The organism is Arthrobacter sp. AG1021, from assembly GCF_003633665.1.
Classification (GTDB): Bacteria; Actinomycetota; Actinomycetes; order Actinomycetales; family Micrococcaceae; genus Glutamicibacter; species Glutamicibacter soli.
This window is the reverse complement of the sequence record NZ_RBLB01000011.1, coordinates 111,743-131,927: the sequence shown is the minus strand read 5'-3', so window position 1 is coordinate 131,927 and position 20,185 is coordinate 111,743. Positions and strand designations below refer to the sequence as shown.

The following is a 20,185-nucleotide window of genomic DNA, read 5'->3' as shown; positions in this document are numbered from 1 at the left end:
GATCGAAATAATCAGGTTCCGATCTCCGAATAACCGAGAATTTCTCCATGAACATCCTCGACCGTGATCTCCAACCGTAAACGTTCAATGAGTAGCTGGGCACCAAGGCCCCTCTGAACATGCTCTAAGATCTCCCGTTCGATCTGCTGAACGTTAGCTTCGGTGAGTATGCTGACGGTGCATCTAACCAGCCACTGAACATGAGGTATTTTCGTGTCCGTGGCCTTAACCTCGGTGTAGTTCAACTGGGCAGTTTGGGATCGCGAGAACTGCTGCCTAATGCTGCTGATGATCTCGCTCGCGGGGACACGTACAATTTCTCCCGTATCGCGTGAGGCAGCTTCCCAAGTCCTCTGCATAGGTCGCAGTTTTGAAATCTTGGCCAGGACAGTGCTAGTTATGTCAGCGCCGTCGGCGGAGCGATCTTCGCCTCTAAGCTGCTCCAGGACAGTAGCGGTTTGGTCCTTGAGACGGCGTCGTTCTTGATGGCACCATCGGCATTCGAGCTCATGCAGGTCTGGTGCGTCATCAAGCTTATGAAGTACGTCCTCTATCGTGCGTCCGCAGGGAAGATTTTTCATGACACCGCCTCAATGATGGCCTTGCGCGCCCGGGCGACCCGTCCGCGAATAGTGGATTCTGACGTTTTGGCGATTGCGGCTGCTTGCGCATAGGTCATTCCCTCAAGGCATACCAGAACAAAAGCCTGCTTCAAGGTCGAAGGAAGCTTAGCGACGATACCCCACGCCATATCAACCTCGCTTCGTTGTACAGCCAAGTATTCGGGTGAAAGATGCTCCGGTGCCGACTGGCCAGAGAATTCTTCAGCATCAACAACGTGAACCCGATTTTGAGCAGAACGAACTCGATCCAAGCAAACATTCCTTGCCATTCGGAAAATCCACGTCTTGAAGGCACCATTAGCCTTGAGCGTATGCGGGTTCTTCCACGCTTTGATCCAAACTTCCTGCACAGCGTCGTCCGCGTCCTGCCAATTCTCAAAGAAGGAGCGACAAGATCATCAAGCCGACCGGCCGATGCAGAAGACCAGCCTCACCGCCATTGGCCGCTGGCCTCTGGACTACCGCCATCTAAGCGACCTCGCAGCGCATTGTGCGAACGCTGAGTAATGAGGCTTCCTGTTTACCGTGCGCACATAGCGCTTTGCCAGATCAACCTCGACTTTCTTCAGCCACAGCCATAGCATTCTGCCACAGGATCGCTCCGGTCAGGACCAAAAAAGCACGTACGATTCTGCGAGTGTTCGCGGTAACCGCGATGGGACCGTAGCTACACGTCAATTGCCCACGTTGACTCAAAAAAACCTCCGGCACCGCTCACGATAAACGCTTTAGAACAGTACATTGCCTACGACAGCGCTCGCAGCGATCAGCAGCCCCATCGCGTTCATGGTCAGCAAGCGCAGGCTCGGTTCCAGTCACTCGGAGAAGACCACCGGAACGGTCAGCCGGTAAGGGCGCGCGGCGATGATCCCGCCGAGCTTGGCCCGCAGCCGCGAGACCTCGGCACGCACGGTTACCGGGGTTACCGGTTCCTGCCAGAGTTCGCGCAACCCAGCCGCGTCCACCCCCTGCTCCCGGCGGGCCAGAAGCTGCAGGATCCGCCAATGCCGGGAGTTCACTGGCACCTCGGTACGCTCTGATCCCACCCAGATCACCGCGCGCGGCATCGGGCTGGGACACAATTCCAAGACGGTTTGCTCGGCGATGGGGCGCAACATCCATCCGCCCGGCACCGGTGCCGCGTGCATGGCGCCCAGCCCGCGCACCCAGACGCTTCCCTCGTGCAATCCGCCGATCGCCGAAAGCCGCACCGGGCAGTCGAAGCCACGGCTGGCAGCTACCGCGTACTGCTCGTCAACCAGCACGTAGTTATCGGCCGGCTGGTCCACTGCGTCGCGCAGTTCGTTCAGCTTCAACTGGTGCACACGCAGCAGCTCACCCTCCGCTTCCCGGGCGGTCGCGGACACCAACGCGAGGGTGTGCGGGTGCGCAGTGCGGAATGAACCGGCCAGTGTGACGGTGGCAGTGAGCATTCCGGTAGCCGGGCTGACGATCGGCGCCGAGGTGCACACCCAGGCATGCTGTTCCTCGCGGGCGTGCTCCGGGCCGAAAACCTGCACGGGAATCCGCTCGGCCATGGCGGTGCCGATGCCGTTGGTTCCGACATCCGCTTCACGCCAGCGCGCGCCAGCCACGAATCCGATCCCATCGCTCTGCCTGCGCACCGCGCGGGGTCCGAGCACCGTGAGGATGTAGCCCTCGCCGTCGGCGATGACCAGCTGGTTCTCCGCCTGACCCGCCATCGGCAGCAGCCGGTCGCTCAGCAGCTCGCCGAGGATCGACAGCTCATTATTCTCCTGTTGGCGCGCTGCCAGCTCGCCGCTCGGCAACGGCCGGGATTCGCCGCCGCGGCCCTGCGCCCGCTCCCAGGAGCGCGCGATGACCGGGCGAACTTCGCGCTGGATGCGCGCTCCTTCGGACCAGCTGCGGTGCAGCGGCAGCAGCTGGCGGGCGTAACCCAGCGGATCCACGCCGGCGCCAAGCGCTGCCTGAAGGCTCGGAGCGGCCGGAGGGCGGGCAGGTGTCATTCATAGAGGATGACACGCATTCAAGCGCAGGAAAAGACTTGTTTTTCGGCGCGGCATTGCTTCCATAGCGCCCAGAGCGCGGCAGTGCGTTCGGCGCGGCATTGCCTCCGCTTACCGACATGAAACTACGTTTCTTGAATTGAACCTGCGTTTCATGCCACGATATTTGTTGGACGTGCGCCAGCTCACAGGATCGCGGGCGGTGCTACGTGACAGGTACAGAGATCAAAGGACGTCACCCCCATGGCCATGACTCACGCTAACCACTCCGAGCTGACCCCGCTGCGCTTCCTGGAGCGCTCCGCCGAGGTCTACCCGTCCAAGCAGGCAGTCCTGCACGGTACCCGCAGCTACACCTACGCGGAACTCGAAGCCCGGATCCATCGTTTCGCCCAGGTCATCCGCGAGCGCATCACCCCCGGCGACCGCGTGGCCGTGCTGGCCCCCAACACCCCTGAGATGCTCATGGCGCACTATGCCGTGCCGTTGGCCGGGGGCGTGCTGATCGCCCTGAACACCAGGCTGTCCGCCCACGAGCTGCAGTACATCATGGACCACTCCGAGGCGAAGCTGCTCTTCGCCGACACCGAGCTGCTGGGCAACACCAAGATGCTGCGCGCCGAGAACCCCACGCTGCAGGCGCTGATCGAGCTCACCGACGACCAGTTCACCGGGCGGCGCCCCGACGTGGCGGTGGACGCGGTGCTCGACGAGCTGCTGGCGGAGGCCAGCGATGCGAAGCTGCCCTATTGCGTCGAGGACGAGCGCGCGCCGATCACGCTGAACTACACCTCCGGCACCACCGGCAAACCCAAGGGCGTGCTCTATTCGCACCGCGGCAGCTACCTGAACTCGCTGGGCGAGGCCATGCACCAGGGCATGAACTCCGCCACCCGCTACCTGTGGACCCTGCCGATGTTCCACTGCAACGGCTGGTGCACCCCGTGGGCGGTCACCGCCGCCGGCGGCACCCATCTGTGCCTGCGCGCGGTGCGCGAGGACTCGGTGTGGGACGCCATCGAGAACCTGGGCACCACCCACCTGTGCGGCGCCCCGACCGTCTGCTCGATCATCGCCGACGCCGAACGCGCCCACGAGCTGGCCGAGCCGCTGCGCATCACCACCGCCGGGGCCCCGCCCTCGCCTGCCATCATCTCCAAGCTGCAGAAGCTGGGCATCGAGGTGGTGCACGTCTACGGGCTGACCGAGGTCTACGGCCCGTACACCATCTGCGAATACCAGGACGCCTGGGACGAATTGGCGCCGGCCGAGCGCGCCGAGCGGCTCTCCCGCCAGGGCGTCGGCATGATCACCGCCGAATCCGCGCGCGTGGTGGACCTGGACATGAACGACGTGCCCGCCGACGGGGAAAGCATGGGAGAAATCGTGCTGCGCGGCAACAACGTGATGATCGGCTACTACCGCGACCCGCAGGCCACCGAGCAGGCCTTCGCCGGCGGCTGGTTCCACACCGGGGACCTGGGCGTGATGCACCCCGACGGCTACATCCAGGTCCGCGACCGCGCCAAGGACATCATCATCTCCGGCGGGGAGAACATCTCCACCATCGAGGTCGAGCAGGCGCTGGCCGCACACCCCGAGGTGCTGGATCTGGCGGTGGTCGGCGTGCAGGACGAAAAGTGGGGTGAACGCCCGGTGGCCTACGTGATCCGCGCCAGCGGCTCGCAGCTGGATGCCGAGGGGCTGATCAGTTTCGCCCGTGAGCGCCTGGCCGGATACAAGGTGCCGCGCACCATCGTGTTCCCGCAGGATCTGCCGCGCACCTCCACCGGCAAGGTGCAGAAGAACGTGCTGCGCGCGCAGGCGCTGGAAGAGGCCGCCGGATAAGCCCCGGCGGGGTTCCGCGGCGCACCGCAACGGCGTAGAGTTGGCGCACCGCATAGCCTACCGGCCGGAAGGTCCGCCATGCCCGCAACCTATACCTTCGACGTCTTCAGCTCCCTGGACGGCTTCGGCAGCGCCGGCGGCGACTGGGGCGGCTACTGGGGCAAGCAGGGCCCCGAGCTGCTCGAGCGCCGGCTGCAGCTCTACACCCCGGCCTGCCGCATGGTCTACGGCGCCAACACCTTCCGGCTCTTCGAGCGCTTCTGGAACGAGATCGCGGACAACCCGGAAGTCGAGGACCCCTGGGGCATCGCCATGCACGAGCAGCCCGCCACGGTCATCTCCACCACCCTGTCCGAGCCGTTGGACTGGCCCGACGCGGTGCTCGAACGCGAGGACGCGCTGTGCGTGGTGGCCCGGCTCAAGGCCGAATCCGCGGTGCCGCTGCGTTCCCACGGTTCTCTGGCGATGAACCACTCGCTGCTGGCCGCCGGGCTTGTGGACTTCATCCAGGTCACCGTGTTCCCGGTGCTCACCGGCCGCAACGGCGCCTCGCCGGTGTTCGCCGGGGTGGACGACTACGACCTGGAGCTTGTCGACTCCCGGCTGCTGGATGGCAGCATCCAGGAATTCACCTACCGCCCGACCCGGCACGGCTAGCCGCCCCCGGCGGCTGAGAGGAGGTCCAGGTGGCCAGGAAGGGCGCACCGGCGCACCGCACGCGTTCCACGCTTTCCTTGCGCGCCCTGGGGCTGCTAGCGGCCGGGGCGCTGGCGCTGGCTTCCTGCTCGATTCCCAACAACCCGGCGCCGGCCGGCCCCGTACCCGCCAGAGATGCACCCACCAGCGGCTCGCCCTCCGGGGCGGAAAACACCCAGGGCGCAAGCTTCCAAACGCTGGCCTCGAATCTCAACGCTCCGTGGTCGGTGGCGGATGCCGGGGATGCGCTACTGGTCAGTGAACGGGACTCCGGGCGCGTCCTGGAGATCCTCGATTCAGGCGCCGTGCGCGAGGTCGGCCGGCTGCCCGATGTGGACTTCGGCGGCGAGGGCGGGCTGCTGGGCCTGGCCGTCAAGGCCCCGGACCGGCTCTACGCGTATTCCACCGGCCCGAACGGCAACCGGATCCAGCGTTTCACGCTGGCCGGGGCGGTAGGAAGCTATTCGCTGTCCGAGCCCAGGACGCTGCTGGACGGGCTGCCTTCAGCCTCCAACCACAACGGCGGGCGGCTGGCCTTCGGACCGGACGGCATGCTCTACGCCAGCGTCGGGGATGCGGCGCGGCCGGCGAGCGCGCAGGATCTGGGCAGCTTGGGCGGCAAGATCCTGCGGATGGACGCGGAGGGAGGCGTTCCGGCGGACAACCCGTTCCCGGATTCCTACGTGTACAGCTACGGCCACCGCAACGTGCAGGGGCTGGCCTGGGACGCCGACGGCGCCATGTACGCCAGCGAATTCGGGCAGAACACCTGGGACGAGCTGAACAAGATCACCGCAGGCGGCAACTACGGCTGGCCGGAAGTGGAAGGCACCGGCGGCACCGGGGAGTTCACCGACCCCGTCGCCCAGTGGAGCACCGACCAGGCCAGCCCCAGCGGCATCGCGATCATCGATTCCGTGCTCTACCTGGCCAACCTGCGCGGGCAGCGGCTGCGCGCGGTGCAGCTGGACGACCCGGAAAAGCAGCGGGAGCTGCTGGTCAACGAGCTGGGCAGGCTGCGCGACGTGGTCCCGGGGCCGGATGGGCGGCTGCTGGTGCTGACCAACAACACCGACGGGCGCGGCGACCCGGGCCCGCAAGACGACCGGCTGATCTCCCTCCCGCCGTCAGGGACCGGATAGCGGGCTTCCACCCTGCAAACGCCGACGGCCGGCACCGCCCCGTCAGGGGAAGTGCCGGCCGCCGATATGACCTCGGGCGCTACTGCGCTGGGCGCATGTCCCCGGTGGTGCGGAAGCGCTCGTGCCAGGACAATGCCTCGCCCAGCAGGTGCGGCGTGTGCTTGCCGTAGCTTTCCTTGCGGGCGCGGTCGAAGTAGTCCTGCAGCAGCGGACGGTAGTCCGGATGCGCGCAATTGTCGATGATCATCTGGACACGCTGCTTCGGCGACAGGCCGCGCAGGTCTGCCAGGCCCTGCTCGGTAATCAGGATCATGGTGTCGTGCTCGGTGTGGTCCACGTGGGAGGCGAACGGGACGATGCCCGAGATCTTGCCGTCCTTGGCGGTGGACGGGGACATGAATACCGACAGGTAGCCGTTGCGGGCGAAGTCGCCCGAACCGCCGATGCCGTTCATAACGTGCGAGCCGAGCACGTTGGTGGAGTTCACGTTGCCGTAGATGTCGGCTTCGATCATGCCGTTCAGGGCGATGCAGCCCAAGCGGCGGATGATCTCCGGGTGGTTGGAGATCTCCTGGGCGCGCAGCAGGATGCGGTCGCGGTAGTGGTCGACGTTCTTGTTGAACTCGGCGATGCCTGCCTCGGACAGCGAGAAGCTGGTGGCGGAGGCGAACTCGATGGTACCGTCCTTGATCAGCTGGAGCATGCCGTCCTGGATGACCTCGGTGTAGGCGGTCAGCCCCTTGTAACCGCCGCGGGCCAGGCCCGCGAGCACGGCGTTGGCGATGTTGCCCACGCCTGACTGCAGTGGCAGCAGCTTCTCGCTCAGGCGGCCGGCGCGGATCTCGTAGTCCAGGAAGCCCAGCAGGTGGTCTGCGATCTTCTCGCTGGTGGCGTCGACCGGGGCGAACGGGCTCAGGCGGTCCGGGGCGTCGGTCTCCACGACGGCGACGATCTTGTTCACGTCGACGTTCAGGTACTTCTGGCCGATGCGGTCGCGCACGGTGGTCAGGTCGATCGGCTTGCGGTGCGGAGGCAGGGCGGTGCCGTAGTAGACGTCGTGCATGCCATCCATGGCGGCGGACTGCTGGGAGTTGACCTCGATGATGACCTTGTCGGCCATTTCCAGCCAGGTCTTGTTGTTGCCCACGGAGGAGGAAGGGATCAGGTCGCCCTCGGCGGTGACGCCGACAACCTCGACGATGGCCAGGTCGATCCTGCCGTAGAAGCCGAACCAAGCGTGCTGGGCGACATGGGACAGGTGGATGTCCATGTACTCCATGTTGCCCTCGTTGATACGGCGGCGGAGCTCCGGGTCGGACATGTACGGCAGGCGGAGGTTCATGCCCTCGGCCTTGGCCAGTACGCCGTCCAGTTCCGGAGCGGTGGAGGCACCGGTCAGAACGTTGATCTTGAAGTCTCGGCCGGCGTCATGCTCGTCGCCGATGAGCTTTGCCAAAGCGCCTGGCACGGCTTTCGGGTAGCCGGCGCCGGTGAAGCCGCTCATGGCCACGGTCATGCCCGGCTTAACGAAAGTGGCAGCCTGTTCTGCGCTCATCAGTCGTTCGGTGAAGGCGCGATGGTGGATACGCTGGTGCAAAATAGCCCTCTCTCACTTCTTTGTGATCCACGTCTGTAACGAGTATCTCAACCTACTACTCTAGTGTCGCTTTCGACCGTCCGGGGCCAGCTTCTAGGCCCAATGCCGAATAAAGCAGGGGCAAAGCGCTGACCTGTCCAGAGTTTGCGGTGACCGGTCGCCGGAAATTCACCGCGTGCGACTAGTATTCTCCCGAACACCGTGCGCGGTGCAGTTTCAACCTCGTTCTAAGTCCATTGACAGGCTCGGTGGCTAGGTTGGGTAGTGATGACTACAGCACGAGCCGCCGCACCCCGGCACCGCCTCACTGCGGCGCTGGTCCTGTTGCCGCGCGCAGTGCTTCTCTCCCTCCTGCTGATTCTCGGCCTGCTCTTGATGCACGGGATGAACCTGCACAACGAGCATGCGGCCGGTACTGGCGCCGCGGCTCCCGCCCAGAGCGCCCACGGGCACGCGGCAGGACCCCTGGCGCCGGGATCGGGACTCGTCGCCACGGGAACCCAGCATCTTGTCGGCCAGCCGAACGCGCTGGCCTGCACCGACTGCGATGAGCAGGGCGCGCAGGCGGCCGCCGCCGGATGCGTCCTCGCGTTCATCCTCTTTTTCCTGCTCTTGCCGCGCCGCGGCAGCGTACTGGTCCGCCGGGTCTTCCCGTCACGGGCCGGGCCGCGACGTTCCCGGGCAAACTGGAGCGTGCTGCGCGCGCCGAGCCTGATCAGCCTGTGTATTAGTCGCACGTGATGACCGGTGGCGGCCGGAAGCGTTTCGCCGATTCCCTGGCCGCCTCCCGGTAATCCGGCGCGTTTTGCGCGCCCTCGACAACAACACAGGAGATCTTCCATGAAGTCCACCCCTCTGACTCTCAGCGCCCTCGGGGCGGCGGCTGCGCTGGCCCTGGCAGGCTGTTCCGCGCCAGAACCAAACGACCCGGCGGAGCATTCAACCCACGACATGAGTGCCGCCCCGCCTTCGAACGAATCCGTGAACGCCGCGCAGAACGAGGCCGACGAGATGTTCGCTTCGATGATGGTGATACACCATGAACAGGCCATTGAGATGAGCGACATCCTGCTGTCAAAGCAGGGACTGGCCCCGGAAATCCAGCAGCTGGCGCAGGACATCAAGGAGGCTCAGGGCCCTGAAATCCAGACTCTGCGAACCTGGCAGGAACAGTGGAACGTCCCGTCGGACCAGCCCCATTCGATGGGCGAGGATGACGGAATGGTCAGCGACGAGAATCTGGAGAAGCTGCGCCAGGCCACGGCAGCGGAAGGCACCACGCTGTATCTGGAGCAGATGATCGCCCACCACGAAGGCGCCGTTGAGATGGCAGAACAAGAGCTCTCAGAAGGACGTTTCGCCCAAGCCAAGGACATGGCCCAGCGCATCGTCGACACCCAAACCGCAGAAATTGAGCAGATGAATGATCTGCTTTCCGCACACTAAGCCCGAAGGAAGCAATGAACTCCACCGAAAAACCAAGCGTCTGGAGCCGCCAGGCGGTGCGGCTCGCCGCTCCGTTGGCCATGCTTGCCATGGTGCTCAGCGGCTGCTCGCAGGCACCGGCCCCAACACCTGCTCCGGCATCCCAGTCCGACGCCGAATCTACCGCAGATTCAGGCGAACTGCTTGAACGGTTCGGCCTGCAGGGATTGGACGCGGCGCAGATCATCGATCAGCTGGAGCAGCTGCCGGTTGCCGAACGCCCGGCCAATCTGATGGCCTCGGTCCGTCCCGGGCAGCTGGTGCTCAGCGACGAAGCCGGTCGCCAGGCCGCCATGCAGCTGCCTGCGGACAAATTCTACCTTTCCGTCGCTCCCTACGAGAGCCAAACCCACGACTGCCATTTCCACAGTCTCACCACCTGCCTCGGGGAGCTGCAGAATGCTGACGTCATCGTCGATTTCACGACAAACGATGGCACGAAGGTCCTGGACGGCATGCAGCTGGCAACCAATGACAACGGCTTCGTCGGTCTCTGGCTGCCCAGCGGAGTCACCGGTGAACTGACGATCACCGCCGGCGGCAAAACCTCGACGCAGTCCATCTCCACGGCAGGGTCCGAGGACGCCACCTGTCTGACGACCATGCAGGTCGTCTAGGACCGGCTTCCCTTCACCTGGTTCGGCACGGCAGTACACTGCGTGCCGAACCGGTGTGGGCATGGGCCCATGAACGTCGCCACGCCCGAGTTCTGGAGCTTCGAGACGCTCGCTTGGTGCGAAAATCGCCAAATTCCTAAGGAAATCTGGCTGTTACCGTTTTGTCCCCGAATTGCCGTTGACCCGTCATGGGGTCGCTCCTACATTTAAGGTGACTCCCGTCGGGGGCCCTCTGAAAATTCATGTTGGAGGTCGGATTCAAATGAAGAAATGGACTCGGTGGCAAGACTGGGTCGGTGTCGCGGCAGGTCTGTATGCCGCAATCGCATCTATCTGGCTCAATGGAACGACAACATCCATGACGCTGATGATGGTCTTCGGTTTGCTGATGGTCGTCACCGCAGTGTGGAGCGTTGCGATGCCGCGTCTCGTTTCGATGGAATGGGCACTTGCCATTTCCGGTGCACTGCTTTTTGCCTCGCCGTGGATGGGACAGTTCACCAGCTACGCCATGAGCACATGGGTGTCATGGATTTGCGGTGCCGTTGGCATCGCAGCGGGCTTGATGGCCTTGGCCCCGGCCATGGAAATGCGCCACGCAACAGGCGGCTCAAGCACCGCACACTAGATTCCTCGTGAAAGACCAGTGCATTCACATTGCCTGGGCTCCGGATGATTGGCGATCCGGAGCCCAGGCAATGGTTTTTTAGTTGTTCAGGTGCCAATTGGCTCGCCCAGCTCCGTGAGATGTCCCAGCGCTGGGATGCCTCCGAACCAGCCGCTTAGTTGAATGCCGCGTGGGGTGCCTTCGGCGACGTAGCGCAACTCCAAGCGGCAGCCGATGGCCTCCGCATGCCGAGGCAGGGTTGCCAGCTGGACGCGGTCCAGATCTCCTGATTCAAGTTTCTTGACCCGGTCGGCGCTGGCCTTAAGGCTTCCGACGAGATCCTTGGTGCTCAAACCTGCCACTTCGCGAAGCTGCGCCAGCTAGGTATATCCGTCGCAATCCTTGGGAAATCTGGCACGCCTCTTCTGGGATTCCTTAGCCAGATTTTCGATCATTCGGGGATAACGGTACACAAGAGATTCGGCTTTCTCGATGCACGCGAACTATCAACAAGGCCACGGGAGGAACCAACGGTTGCTAGCTTCGGCAGCTGGGCAGGATGATCCGTGATGTCCGTCGTGCTTCTAAATGCGGCCGATTCGGCGCGCTTCAAGCCGTCGGCGTACTGCGGATCCGGCTTGTTCCACGGCGTCGGCGATGCCCAGACCTTGGTGCAGCCCTGCCACGATCGAGGCGGCCATGACGTCCCCGGTTCCCTTGACACGCACGTCCAGGCGCTCGTAGCCGATGGCGGCGACCTCATCTGCTGTCACGACGAGATCCTCGCCGTGCTGCCTGTCCTGCCCCTCCAAGCCGCTGGCAACCACCCATTGGCAGCGTCCGGACAGCAGACGGCGCGCGTCCTTGATGATCTGGTCGACGGGTTGCTCGCGCGCCGGGGGGCTTTCAAGCAGGTGCTGCAGTTCAAAGAGGTTGGGAACGATCCCGGTAGCCAGCGGGAGCAGCTCCTTGCGCAGGGCAGCGGCGACCTCGGGATCGGTGTAGACGCCCACGTCGTAATCCCCAAGCGTGGGATCGACGACGACGCGCAGCTGCGGGCGGCGTTCGAGCAGCATGCGAAGCCAGCTGGCTACGGCGACCACCTGGGCCGGGCCGGCGAAGTACCCGGTGTAGACGGTGGAGACCTCATCTGCGATGCCGAGCGCGGTGAGGTCATGCAGCGCGTCCGCAACCCATGGGCCCGACAGGTCGGCGGCGTGCACCTGCGGGTAGTGCGGCAGGTTGCTGAGCATGGCGGTGGGCAGCGCCGCGACCTTCAGGCCGCGCTCCGTCAACACCGGCACCGAGGCGCTCAGGCCGACCGTGCCGTAAACCACTTGGGATCCGATGGCAATGATATCCACCGGGCAGGAATCCAGTTCCCACCGTTCACGCGACAATGCGCTGTTTTCATCCTGTTGTTCCACACCCATATCTTAACGAGAGGGAGCCCCTGCCGTTCTTTCGGAGTGCTTTGATTAAACGCCAACGGGTGGCGCGCTCCCCTCGCGGAGAGTGCGCCACCCGTCGGACAGGAAGCAGGTCTGGAGGACTTACTTCTTTGCAGCAGCAACAACCTGCAGGCGCAGGTTTGCAACAACGTCCTCGTGAACGCGAACGGTTGCGGTGTAGTTGCCAGTCGACTTGATGTGGTCGCTGACCTCAATGTTGCGCTTGTCGATCTTGCCCAGACCAGCGTTTGCAACAGCAGCAGCAATGTCTGCGGTCTTCACGGTGCCGAACAGGCGGCCGTTGGCGCCAGCCTTGACGGTAACCTTGACCGGCTGGGACTTCAGCGATGCTGCAAGAGCCTGAGCTTCCTCAAGGTTTGCAACGGCGCGAGCAGCGCGAGCAGCCTTGATGGAATCAACCTGCTTCTCACCACCCTGGGTCCAAACGATTGCGAAACCGCGTGGCAGCAGGTAGTTACGGGCGTAGCCGTTCTTTACCTCGACAATATCGCCAGCAGCACCGAGACCGGATACTTCGTGAGTCAGAATGATCTTTGCCATTTTGCTATCCCTTCTTCCTTAGCCTCGGCCAGCGCCGGAGTAAGGCAGCAGGGCAACTTCGCGTGCGTTCTTGATTGCCTGTGCGATCTTGCGCTGTTCCTGCACGGAAACGCCGGTCACACGACGAGCGCGGATCTTACCGCGATCGGAGATGAACTTGCGCAGCAATGCGGTGTCCTTGTAGTCGATGACGGTGATGTCAGCGGCCTTCAAGGGGTTGGACTTTGGTTTGGGCTTACGGATTTCAGCCTTAGCCATCGTGGAGCTCCTTTAGTTTGGGAGCCCGCAGATTATTCTGCGGGATGGTGAATAAATAGTGGTTAGAAAGGCGGTTCGTCGTTGCCCGGGTTGCCCCAGCCGCCACCGTTGTTTCCGCCAGTGCTCCACGGGTCGTTGGCTGGAGCGTTCCAGCCACCACCCTGCTGCGGCTGCTGTTGCTGCGGCTGCTGTGGTGCATTTTGCTGTGGTGCGTTGGAGAAGCCTCCACCGCCAAATCCGCCGCCGCCACCGCCGGAGCGCTGGGTGCGGGTTACCTTGGCGGACGCAAAGCGGAGCGACGGGCCGATTTCATCGACCTCGAGCTCCATAACGGTGCGACGTTCGCCTTCCTTGGTGTCGTAAGAACGCGAGCGCAAACGACCCTGGGCGATGACGCGCATGCCCTTGGTCAGCGTTTCTGCAACGTTCTCTGCAGCCTCGCGCCATACCGATGCACGCAAGAACAGGGCTTCCCCGTCCTTCCATTCATTGGTCTGGCGGTCAAAGGTGCGAGGAGTCGAAGCGATCGTGAAGTTCGCTACGGCTGAGCCGGACGGCGTGAAACGCAGCTCCGGATCGGCGGTCAGGTTTCCGATAACGGTAATAACAGTCTCGCCTGCCATTGACTCTCCTTAGAAAAGTTTGAACGTTTGTCCTACGACGGAAGTACTTGCGTAATTAAACGCGAGCCTCTTCCGGACGGGTGACCTTGTGGCGCAGGATCAGTTCGTTGATCTTGAGCTGACGCTCAAGCTCAGCCGAAGTAGCTGGATCTGCGGTGTAGTTCACCACGATGTAGGTGGCTTCTGCCTTCTTCTTGATCTCGTAAGCCATCTTGCGACGACCCCAGACATCAACCTTGTCGATGGTGCCACCGTGGGAGCGAACAACCTCGAGGTACTTCTCGATGGTTGGCTCTACGGTGCGGTCATCGACCTCTGGATCGATGAGGACCATAAGTTCATAAGCACGCATGTGAACCCACCTCCTTTGGGCTAAACGGTCGCGGCCTTTCCGCAACAGGAGGTTCTTGCGTTGCCTGAGCCGGACACACCCAAGTTTCGGGCGTGCGGTAGCACAGACCTTCCAAGCTTACCCGAGGGTGCCCGCCTTGTAGTAGTCAAGGTGTCGCAGATCATGAAATGCGCTCCGCGCTCGCGACCCGTACCTGTATTAGCCCTCCAGGTCGCGGTCGATCAGCGGTTGGATCCGGTTGATGAAGTCCGGGGCAAGGGTGCGCATGTAGGTGTCTGAGACATGGTGCTTGTCCCGGTACACCAGAACGTTGCCCACGAGCGACGGGCAGGTTTCCTCGGTGCAGAATTGATCGGTGAGATCCAGGACCTGCACACGCGGCTCCAGCTTCCCTGCTTCTCCGGTGACATCCCCCGGCGGCAGGGCCTTGTCCCGCGGGGTGACGCACCGTTGGGGATTCTCGGGATTCTCGGCCAGGCAGTCCCTGGCGTAGCCTTTGAGCGCCGGACGGGGTGTGTCCACCAGCGAGATGACGTCAATCCCCGCATCTTCGAGCTCCGACCAGGCCTCGGCAAATCCCCGTGCAGCGTCCGAAGTGTAGGACGGTTCGGCCCAATTGGCAGTCAGCACCACGTCGATGTCGCCGCGCTCGGCCAAACGCCGCGCGGTTTCCCTGTTCGCCTCGCTGCAGGAAATCGACCCGTCGGCTTCCGCTGTGCGCTGCGCCTTGGAGAACGGGCAGGAGTCCTTCAGATAGGTAACCAGCTTCCAGTCGTTGGCATCAGCCAGCGCCTGCACGGCCTGGTACCAGTGCGTGGCGTGCGAATCGCCGACCAGCGCAATGGTGGTCTTTGCTGACGGGTTGCCGAATTCGCATTCCTTGGCCTGCGTGGACTGGGGTTTTTGCACGCAGTCCCCGAGCTGCGGAAAATCACCGCTGGCTTCGCTGAGCGTGGGAACAATCTGACGGTTCTCGCCCAGATAGGCCGGCATGCCCTGCGCCAGCGAGGCGGCGCCGAAACCGGGAGGCGGGTTGCTGGTCAGTTCGGCCGCCTGCTTGTTCTGCTTCTCAGCGAGGGCGGACTGCGCCTGCTGCGGGACGAATCCCAGCGTCGCGACAAGACCTACGGCAGCTGCCCCGGCCAGCACGGTGCGGCCGGCTCCGCGCGACAAGGTCGGCCAGCGGCGCACCGGATTCTCGACATAGCGGAAGCTGAGCTGCGCCAAAAGCAGCGACAGGGCAAGCAGGCCCACGGATTCCAGCGGGCCGGGATCACCGCCGGTAAGCTGCGCGGCAAAGACGATCAACGGCCAGTGCCACAGGTACAGGGAATAGGACACTGCGCCGACCCACTGGATCGGTCCGCTGTCCACCACCGGGTGCAGCGACAGCAGTCCTTCGGTGCGCTCCGCGGCGATGATCAGCACCGTGGAGAGGACCGGGACCAGGGCGGCAACACCGGGGAAAACGATATCCCCGCTGTATGTGAATGCCGCGCCGGCCAGCGCGGCCAGCGCAAAAAGCACCAGGACATTGCGCAGCACGGCGGGAATTCCTTCCAGAATCCGCCGTCCGGTTTGCGCCCGCTGTGCGGCAACCAGGGCCAGCAGACCGCCAGCCGCCAGTTCCCAGACCCGGGTGGTGGTGACAAAATATCCGCTGGGATCACCTGAGAAACCCAAATAGGCCGAATAGGCCAGCGAAGCCAGCGCGGTGGCCGAGAAACCGATCCACAAGGCGCTGGTTCTCCAGCGGCGAAGCGGTCCGGCAAAGGCGGCCACCACCAGCAGCGGCCAGAAAAGATAGAACTGCTCCTCCACACCCAGAGACCAGAAGTGCTGCAGCGCGCTCGGGGCTTCCTCGGCTGCGAGATAGTCCACCGACGACGCGGCCAGCACCCAGTTCTGCACCGACAGGGCGGAGGCTACGGCCTGGATGCCGAGCGATTCCCACAAGGTGCTGGGCAGGAGCAGCAGCGTTCCCGCCACGACCACCACGATCACCAGCAGCGCCGCAGGCAGGATTCGCCGCACCCGCCCGGCGTAAAAGGACAGCAGGTCGATGCGGCCGGTGCGGTCGGCTTCGCGGAGCAGATGGGAAGTGATGAGGAACCCGGAGATGACAAGGAAAATATCCACCCCGATATACCCGCCGGGCAGGATCCGCGGTTCCAGATGGTAGACCACCACCAGCAGGACCGCCAGTGCGCGCAACGCCTGGATTTCGGGCCGGAAGTTTCTGATCGGGGCGGCAAACGAACTCATAGTGCTTGATCGAATCAGCCCCGGGTAAACATCCGGTGAGCGCCAATCAACGGGCGCAGAAACTGCGCGTCTGAAATGACTGAAAAGGCTGGCGTAATTCAATTGTTTCGCAAGCCGTTCATCGGTAGCGTTTCCAGATGTTCCCGTGATCTTCCGCGCTGCCCGACGTTAGGACCCGCAATGCCCCAAGCCAAGTCGTTTGCAGTGGTAGGTGCCGGGATCATCGGCGCCGCGGTGGCCCGGGAGCTGCTGGCCAGATATCCCGGATCGAGCGTCACCGTCGTGGAGAAGGAACAGGCGGCAACCGGGCACCAGACGGGGCACAACTCCGGGGTAGTCCACGCCGGGCTCTACTACGAGCCGGGAGGCCTCAAGGCCAAGCTGTGCCGACGCGGCGTTGAACTGCTCCAAGACCTTGCCCAGGCCAGGTCTCTTCCCTATGAGCAATGCGGCAAATTGGTGGTGGCGCTGGAAGCCGACGAGGAACAGCGGCTGAAGAACATCTTCGAACGGGCGCAAGCCAACGGTGTTCCCGGGGTGGGGATGCTCGGTCCGGATGGCATCAAAGACATCGAACCCAACGCGGTGGGACGGATGGCCCTGCACTCCCCAGGTACGGCGATCATCAGCTATGCCGCGGTGACCGAAGCCCTGCTCGACGAAGTGCGGCTGGCAGGCGGAGAAGTGCGTTTCGGCTGCGCCGTCGAGCGTATCGAGGAACTAGCCACCGGGGTGCGCCTTCATACCAGCACCGGGCAGTTCCTTGCAGACCACGTCATCGTGTGCGCAGGATCCCAGTCCGACCGGCTGGCCCGCGGTTCCGGGGCCAACGCCCAGCCCAGTGTTGTGCCGTTTTTCGGCCAGTATTTCCAGTTGGAGGAAAGCTACCGCACCATCCTCAACGGGCTCGTCTATCCGGTCCCGGATCCGAAATACCCTTTCCTCGGCGTCCACCTGACCAAGCGCGTGGATGGCCAGATGATGGTCGGACCCAATGCCTTCCTCTCCCTGTCGCGGGAGAAGTACCACGGCCTGGGACTGGATTTCAAGGATCTCGGGGAGGTCATGGCCAACCCTGGTTTCTGGAAGTTCGCGTCGCGGAACTTGCCCACGGCTGTCCGCGAGATCCGCACCGTGGTCTCGGAACAGTTTTTCCTCAGGGAAGCTGCGAAGTACGTTCCGTCGCTGGAGGGAGCCAAGGCGACCCGCCTCACCCGCGGCATCCGGGCGCAGGCCATGGACGCCGACGGCAAGCTGCTGGACGACTTCGCCATCGACTACCGCGATCATGCCACGCATATCCGCAATGCGCCGTCTCCCGGCGCCACCAGCTCCCTGGCCATCGCCGAGTACATCGTAGATTCGCTGGTCTCCAGGAGCATCGCCTAACCGCGGGACTGCTTCTCCCGGATCAGGTCCAAGGCCAGCACCGCGCCGACGGTCATCAGGCGGTGCCCCGGGCTGAGGTTCGGTGCGAGCCGCACCGCGTAGGTGGACTTGCCGATCAGCGCGTTGCCCAGGCCCGACCAGCTGCGCGAAACGGTGGCGATGACCTGGCCGCGGACGCTGATCTGGAATTCGAAATCCCAGAGATTTCCGTCCAGGTCGATCTCTTCGCCTTGGAAATCCACGGTGACCTTGGTCTTGAAGAAGGTGATCCGCTTGACGAGGGTCGCGATCTGGTTGCCCTGGCCGTCCATGATCTCCATGCGGTCGCGCCCCACGCTCATGGTGTCCTTCACCTGGAGTACCGGGTTGTCCGGTCCATCGAACACCGTCAGCTGCCGGGACCCGGCGAACATGCGGCCCAGCGCGCTTCCGCCGGTCTCTACATGGGCGACCTGCACGCCCTCGCCGTTCAAGATGGCGAAATCGTTCTTCATGAGGTTCTTGGTCTGCTGGATGACCAGCACGTCAGATTCGAAGATCGTCATGCCAGCGATTATGCCATTTGCGGCTTGCCGTCCCCGGGCCATCGAACGCGATTCAGCCCAGGAATGTGCGGTCCGCCTTGGACAGCGGCACCGTTCATCCAGCTTCGGATCCAGTCTGAGGCGGAAGGGGATCCAGTTTGAGGCGGAAGGCCGCTTCCAAGGCCAGCCGCCCGGCACCCCAGTACACCGGGAGCACCAGCCATACGTGCCATCCCCAATGCATGGTCAGGGCGAGGATGGGAGTAGCAAAGAGGACCGCAATCCCCAGACCCCGGGAGATCAGCTCCACGCCCTTGGTGTAGGAGTCGCGCTGCTCAGCAACTCGGTATTCCAGCCCATCGACCGAGGCTTGGAACTGCGGCGTTTCCACGCTGGCAAACAAGTCTCCCACCGGCACTTGCAGAGCGGCGGCGGTTTTCGACAGCGTGTCCATGCTGGCGTCCTGGCCGGCTTCCAGACATTGGACTGTTCTGACGGTGACCCCGCTTTCGTGGAGAATCGTTCCTGCGTCTACCCCATGGTGCGGCGTATTTCCGATATGCGTGATTCGTTCATGCAGATCACACTAGCCATTGAGGACACGACAGCACCACGACTTTCTGCCGACAGCTACCCGACAATGTCACGTCATCGCGCATTTCCGGCTTCATGAGACCCGTGGCTACGTTTTCAGGAAAGCTGCTCGGAACGGTGGAACTTCGCGCGAATTGCATATACCTGATACTGCATATGCGATACATTCGAAGGCCGCGACCGGACGTCCTCCCTCTGAGATTCCGGCCGCGGCCTTGGGTCAACTACTCGCCGAAGAAGACGCGGGCCACCTTGGACAGGTACCACGGGTCGTCGGCGCCGCACATCTCGCGGGCCGAGTGCATGGACAGCAGCGCCACGCCCACGTCCACGGTGCGGATGCCGATACGGGTCGCGGTCAGCGGGCCGATGGTCGATCCGCAGGGAACCCGGTTGTTGGAGACGAATTCCTGGTACGGCACCCCGGCGGCGGCGCACCAGCCGGCAAACGCGGCGGCGCCCACGGCATCGGTGGCATACCGCTGGTTGGCGTTGATCTTCAGCAGCGGGCCCGCATTGACCTGCGGGCGGTTCGCCGGGTCGTGGCGCTCGGCGTAATTCGGGTGCACGGCGTGGCCGGCGTCGGCCGACAGGCACACGGAGTTGGCCAGCGCGCGGGCGGTGTCTTCCACCGTGGCGCCGAACGAGGCCTGGATGCGCTGCAGCAGTTCCTCCAAGAAGGGGCCGCTGGCGCCCGAACGCGACTCGGAACCCAGTTCCTCGTGGTCGAAGGCCGCCAGCATGGCGATGCGCCGGCCCTCTGGCTTGCGCGCGTAGTCGGTCAGCGCGATCAGGCCGGCGTGCACCGAGGACAGGTTGTCCAGGCGCGAGGAGGCGAAGAAGTTCTTGCCTTCGCCGAACACCTCGCCGCGCTGCGCCGGAGCGGTCAGCACGTCGTAGCCGGCGATCTGCGCCGGATCCACGCCGGCCGAGGCGGCCAGCACTGCCAGGATGTCAGCGTCAGCCAGGTCTCCGGCACCGAAAATCGGGTTGGTGTGGGTCTGGCGGTCCAGGGTCAGTCCGTCGTTGACCTGTCGGTCCAAGTGGATGGCCAGCTGCGGGATACGCAGCAGCGGCTCGGTCTGCGCCAGGTGCACCGATCCGTCGCGCAGCACCAGACGGCCGGCGAGCACCAGCTCGCGGTCCAGCCACGAGTTCAGCAGCGGTCCGCCGTAGACCTCCACCCCGGCCTGCCACCACCCGTTGGATCCGGTGGTCGGCTTCGGCTTCAGCTTGAAGCCGGGCGAGTCGGTGTGTGCGCCGAGGATGTGGAAGCCAGTGGTGGCAGCGGCCCCCTCGGGCTGCACCCAGGCGATGACCGCGCCGTCGCGCACCACATAGTAGGCGCCGGCCCCGAGGGTCCATGCCTCGGCTTCGTCCAGCGCCGTGAACCCGGCGGCATCCAGCCGCTTCGCCGCGCTCGCGGCGGCGTGGTAACTCGACGGGGACGTCGCTACGTATTCGGCCAAATCTGCAATGTGTGCCATTGCCGCGGCTTGTGCCATGACTGGATGCTCACTTCTTTCGCGATCGATTGTCATCAAGTGCTGCTGCCGGCGGGATCT

The 20,185-nt window shown here is 63.8% G+C and carries 21 protein-coding genes and 1 pseudogene; 8 read left to right on the top strand and 14 right to left on the bottom strand.

Features of this window, described 5'->3' with window-relative positions:
- Nucleotides 1–11: 11 nt before the first annotated feature.
- The 3 genes and pseudogenes from DFO58_RS15880 to DFO58_RS15870 form a co-directional block, all read right to left on the bottom strand.
- Nucleotides 12–581 (bottom strand): hypothetical protein, encoded by a 570-nt coding sequence (locus DFO58_RS15880; RefSeq protein ID WP_120991640.1) that lies wholly within the window; start codon nt 579–581, stop codon nt 12–14.
- Nucleotides 578–1,003 (bottom strand): annotated as a pseudogene (locus DFO58_RS15875) (RNA polymerase sigma factor); the annotation flags it as partial. The gene DFO58_RS15880 and the pseudogene DFO58_RS15875, both read right to left, overlap by 4 nt.
- Nucleotides 1,004–1,438: 435 nt before the next feature.
- Nucleotides 1,439–2,611 carry a helix-turn-helix domain-containing protein gene (locus DFO58_RS15870; protein ID WP_120991638.1) on the bottom strand — a complete coding sequence of 391 codons (1,173 nt, stop codon included), beginning with the start codon at nt 2,609–2,611 and terminating at the stop codon, nt 1,439–1,441.
- A gap of 249 nt (nt 2,612–2,860) precedes the next feature.
- On the opposite strand from DFO58_RS15870, the gene DFO58_RS15865 reads away from it, so the two are divergent.
- The 3 genes from DFO58_RS15865 to DFO58_RS15855 all read left to right on the top strand — a co-directional run bounded on the left by DFO58_RS15865 (nt 2,861) and on the right by DFO58_RS15855 (nt 6,297).
- Nucleotides 2,861–4,459 carry an acyl--CoA ligase family protein gene (locus DFO58_RS15865; RefSeq protein WP_220668568.1) on the top strand — a complete coding sequence of 533 codons (1,599 nt, stop codon included), beginning with the start codon at nt 2,861–2,863 and terminating at the stop codon, nt 4,457–4,459.
- A 78-nt stretch (nt 4,460–4,537) separates the two neighbouring features.
- A complete protein-coding gene (locus DFO58_RS15860) occupies nt 4,538–5,116 on the top strand; it encodes a dihydrofolate reductase family protein (protein WP_053799233.1) in 579 nt (192 codons plus the stop codon).
- A gap of 29 nt (nt 5,117–5,145) precedes the next feature.
- Nucleotides 5,146–6,297: a PQQ-dependent sugar dehydrogenase gene (locus DFO58_RS15855; RefSeq protein WP_286163634.1), complete on the top strand. Its 1,152-nt coding sequence runs from the start codon at nt 5,146–5,148 to the stop codon at nt 6,295–6,297.
- 79 nt (nt 6,298–6,376) lie between these two features.
- Here the strand turns inward: DFO58_RS15855 and DFO58_RS15850 are convergent, their stop codons facing one another.
- Nucleotides 6,377–7,894 (bottom strand): acetyl-CoA hydrolase/transferase family protein, encoded by a 1,518-nt coding sequence (locus DFO58_RS15850; RefSeq protein WP_286163633.1) that lies wholly within the window; start codon nt 7,892–7,894, stop codon nt 6,377–6,379.
- A gap of 267 nt (nt 7,895–8,161) precedes the next feature.
- Between DFO58_RS15850 and DFO58_RS15845 the strand changes: the two genes are divergently transcribed.
- The 4 genes from DFO58_RS15845 to DFO58_RS15830 all read left to right on the top strand — a co-directional run bounded on the left by DFO58_RS15845 (nt 8,162) and on the right by DFO58_RS15830 (nt 10,624).
- Nucleotides 8,162–8,635 (top strand): hypothetical protein, encoded by a 474-nt coding sequence (locus DFO58_RS15845; RefSeq protein ID WP_120991637.1) that lies wholly within the window; start codon nt 8,162–8,164, stop codon nt 8,633–8,635.
- 99 nt (nt 8,636–8,734) lie between these two features.
- Nucleotides 8,735–9,340: a DUF305 domain-containing protein gene (locus DFO58_RS15840; RefSeq protein WP_120991636.1), complete on the top strand. Its 606-nt coding sequence runs from the start codon at nt 8,735–8,737 to the stop codon at nt 9,338–9,340.
- A 14-nt stretch (nt 9,341–9,354) separates the two neighbouring features.
- The gene (locus DFO58_RS15835; protein ID WP_082344911.1) at nt 9,355–9,996 is read left to right on the top strand and encodes a CueP family metal-binding protein; all 642 of its coding nucleotides are present in this window, start codon (nt 9,355–9,357) and stop codon (nt 9,994–9,996) included.
- 262 nt (nt 9,997–10,258) lie between these two features.
- A complete protein-coding gene (locus DFO58_RS15830; protein ID WP_047120537.1) occupies nt 10,259–10,624 on the top strand; it encodes an SPW repeat protein in 366 nt (121 codons plus the stop codon).
- Nucleotides 10,625–10,710: 86 nt separating this feature from the next.
- Here the strand turns inward: DFO58_RS15830 and DFO58_RS15825 are convergent, their stop codons facing one another.
- The 7 genes from DFO58_RS15825 to DFO58_RS15795 form a co-directional block, all read right to left on the bottom strand.
- Nucleotides 10,711–10,965: a hypothetical protein gene (locus tag DFO58_RS15825; RefSeq protein ID WP_183043222.1), complete on the bottom strand. Its 255-nt coding sequence runs from the start codon at nt 10,963–10,965 to the stop codon at nt 10,711–10,713.
- 222 nt (nt 10,966–11,187) lie between these two features.
- Nucleotides 11,188–12,030: a bifunctional hydroxymethylpyrimidine kinase/phosphomethylpyrimidine kinase gene (locus tag DFO58_RS15820; RefSeq protein WP_183043221.1), complete on the bottom strand. Its 843-nt coding sequence runs from the start codon at nt 12,028–12,030 to the stop codon at nt 11,188–11,190.
- 126 nt (nt 12,031–12,156) lie between these two features.
- Entirely contained in the window at nt 12,157–12,615 is a 459-nt protein-coding gene (rplI, locus tag DFO58_RS15815; protein WP_047120539.1) for a 50S ribosomal protein L9, read from the bottom strand.
- 18 nt (nt 12,616–12,633) lie between these two features.
- Complete coding sequence (gene rpsR / locus DFO58_RS15810; protein ID WP_013350683.1) at nt 12,634–12,873, bottom strand: 30S ribosomal protein S18; 240 nt, start codon at nt 12,871–12,873, stop codon at nt 12,634–12,636.
- Nucleotides 12,874–12,935: 62 nt separating this feature from the next.
- The gene (locus DFO58_RS15805) at nt 12,936–13,496 is read right to left on the bottom strand and encodes a single-stranded DNA-binding protein (protein WP_047120540.1); all 561 of its coding nucleotides are present in this window, start codon (nt 13,494–13,496) and stop codon (nt 12,936–12,938) included.
- A gap of 55 nt (nt 13,497–13,551) precedes the next feature.
- Nucleotides 13,552–13,848, bottom strand: a complete 297-nt coding sequence (gene rpsF / locus DFO58_RS15800) for a 30S ribosomal protein S6 (protein WP_047120541.1) — start codon at nt 13,846–13,848, stop codon at nt 13,552–13,554.
- A 198-nt stretch (nt 13,849–14,046) separates the two neighbouring features.
- On the bottom strand, nt 14,047–16,113 hold the full coding sequence (locus DFO58_RS15795) for an acyltransferase family protein (protein ID WP_052772554.1): 2,067 nt from the start codon (nt 16,111–16,113) through the stop codon (nt 14,047–14,049).
- 180 nt (nt 16,114–16,293) lie between these two features.
- On the opposite strand from DFO58_RS15795, the gene lhgO reads away from it, so the two are divergent.
- Nucleotides 16,294–17,502, top strand: coding sequence for an L-2-hydroxyglutarate oxidase (gene lhgO / locus DFO58_RS15790; RefSeq protein WP_120991633.1), 1,209 nt, complete (start codon nt 16,294–16,296; stop codon nt 17,500–17,502).
- Here the strand turns inward: lhgO and DFO58_RS15785 are convergent.
- The 3 genes from DFO58_RS15785 to DFO58_RS15775 form a co-directional block, all read right to left on the bottom strand.
- Entirely contained in the window at nt 17,499–18,047 is a 549-nt protein-coding gene (locus DFO58_RS15785; RefSeq protein WP_183043220.1) for an LURP-one-related family protein, read from the bottom strand. The genes lhgO and DFO58_RS15785 overlap by 4 nt on opposite strands.
- Nucleotides 18,048–18,141: 94 nt before the next feature.
- On the bottom strand, nt 18,142–18,480 hold the full coding sequence (locus DFO58_RS15780) for a hypothetical protein (RefSeq protein WP_120991631.1): 339 nt from the start codon (nt 18,478–18,480) through the stop codon (nt 18,142–18,144).
- A gap of 364 nt (nt 18,481–18,844) precedes the next feature.
- Entirely contained in the window at nt 18,845–20,107 is a 1,263-nt protein-coding gene (locus tag DFO58_RS15775) for a M18 family aminopeptidase (protein ID WP_286163632.1), read from the bottom strand.
- Between the last annotated feature and the right edge of the window lie 78 nt (nt 20,108–20,185).

Coding starts and splice junctions, on each gene's coding strand:
- DFO58_RS15880 (WP_120991640.1), bottom strand. CDS start 581: ATGAAAAATCTTCCCTGCGGACGCACGATAGAGGACGTACTTCATAAG.
- DFO58_RS15870 (WP_120991638.1), bottom strand. CDS start 2,611: ATGACACCTGCCCGCCCTCCGGCCGCTCCGAGCCTTCAGGCAGCGCTT.
- DFO58_RS15865 (WP_220668568.1), top strand. CDS start 2,861: ATGACTCACGCTAACCACTCCGAGCTGACCCCGCTGCGCTTCCTGGAG.
- DFO58_RS15860 (WP_053799233.1), top strand. CDS start 4,538: ATGCCCGCAACCTATACCTTCGACGTCTTCAGCTCCCTGGACGGCTTC.
- DFO58_RS15845 (WP_120991637.1), top strand. CDS start 8,162: ATGACTACAGCACGAGCCGCCGCACCCCGGCACCGCCTCACTGCGGCG.
- DFO58_RS15840 (WP_120991636.1), top strand. CDS start 8,735: ATGAAGTCCACCCCTCTGACTCTCAGCGCCCTCGGGGCGGCGGCTGCG.
- DFO58_RS15835 (WP_082344911.1), top strand. CDS start 9,355: ATGAACTCCACCGAAAAACCAAGCGTCTGGAGCCGCCAGGCGGTGCGG.
- DFO58_RS15830 (WP_047120537.1), top strand. CDS start 10,259: ATGAAGAAATGGACTCGGTGGCAAGACTGGGTCGGTGTCGCGGCAGGT.
- rplI (WP_047120539.1), bottom strand. CDS start 12,615: ATGGCAAAGATCATTCTGACTCACGAAGTATCCGGTCTCGGTGCTGCT.
- rpsR (WP_013350683.1), bottom strand. CDS start 12,873: ATGGCTAAGGCTGAAATCCGTAAGCCCAAACCAAAGTCCAACCCCTTG.
- DFO58_RS15805 (WP_047120540.1), bottom strand. CDS start 13,496: ATGGCAGGCGAGACTGTTATTACCGTTATCGGAAACCTGACCGCCGAT.
- rpsF (WP_047120541.1), bottom strand. CDS start 13,848: ATGCGTGCTTATGAACTTATGGTCCTCATCGATCCAGAGGTCGATGAC.
- DFO58_RS15795 (WP_052772554.1), bottom strand. CDS start 16,113: ATGAGTTCGTTTGCCGCCCCGATCAGAAACTTCCGGCCCGAAATCCAG.
- lhgO (WP_120991633.1), top strand. CDS start 16,294: ATGCCCCAAGCCAAGTCGTTTGCAGTGGTAGGTGCCGGGATCATCGGC.
- DFO58_RS15785 (WP_183043220.1), bottom strand. CDS start 18,047: ATGACGATCTTCGAATCTGACGTGCTGGTCATCCAGCAGACCAAGAAC.
- DFO58_RS15780 (WP_120991631.1), bottom strand. CDS start 18,480: ATGGACACGCTGTCGAAAACCGCCGCCGCTCTGCAAGTGCCGGTGGGA.
- DFO58_RS15775 (WP_286163632.1), bottom strand. CDS start 20,107: ATGGCACACATTGCAGATTTGGCCGAATACGTAGCGACGTCCCCGTCG.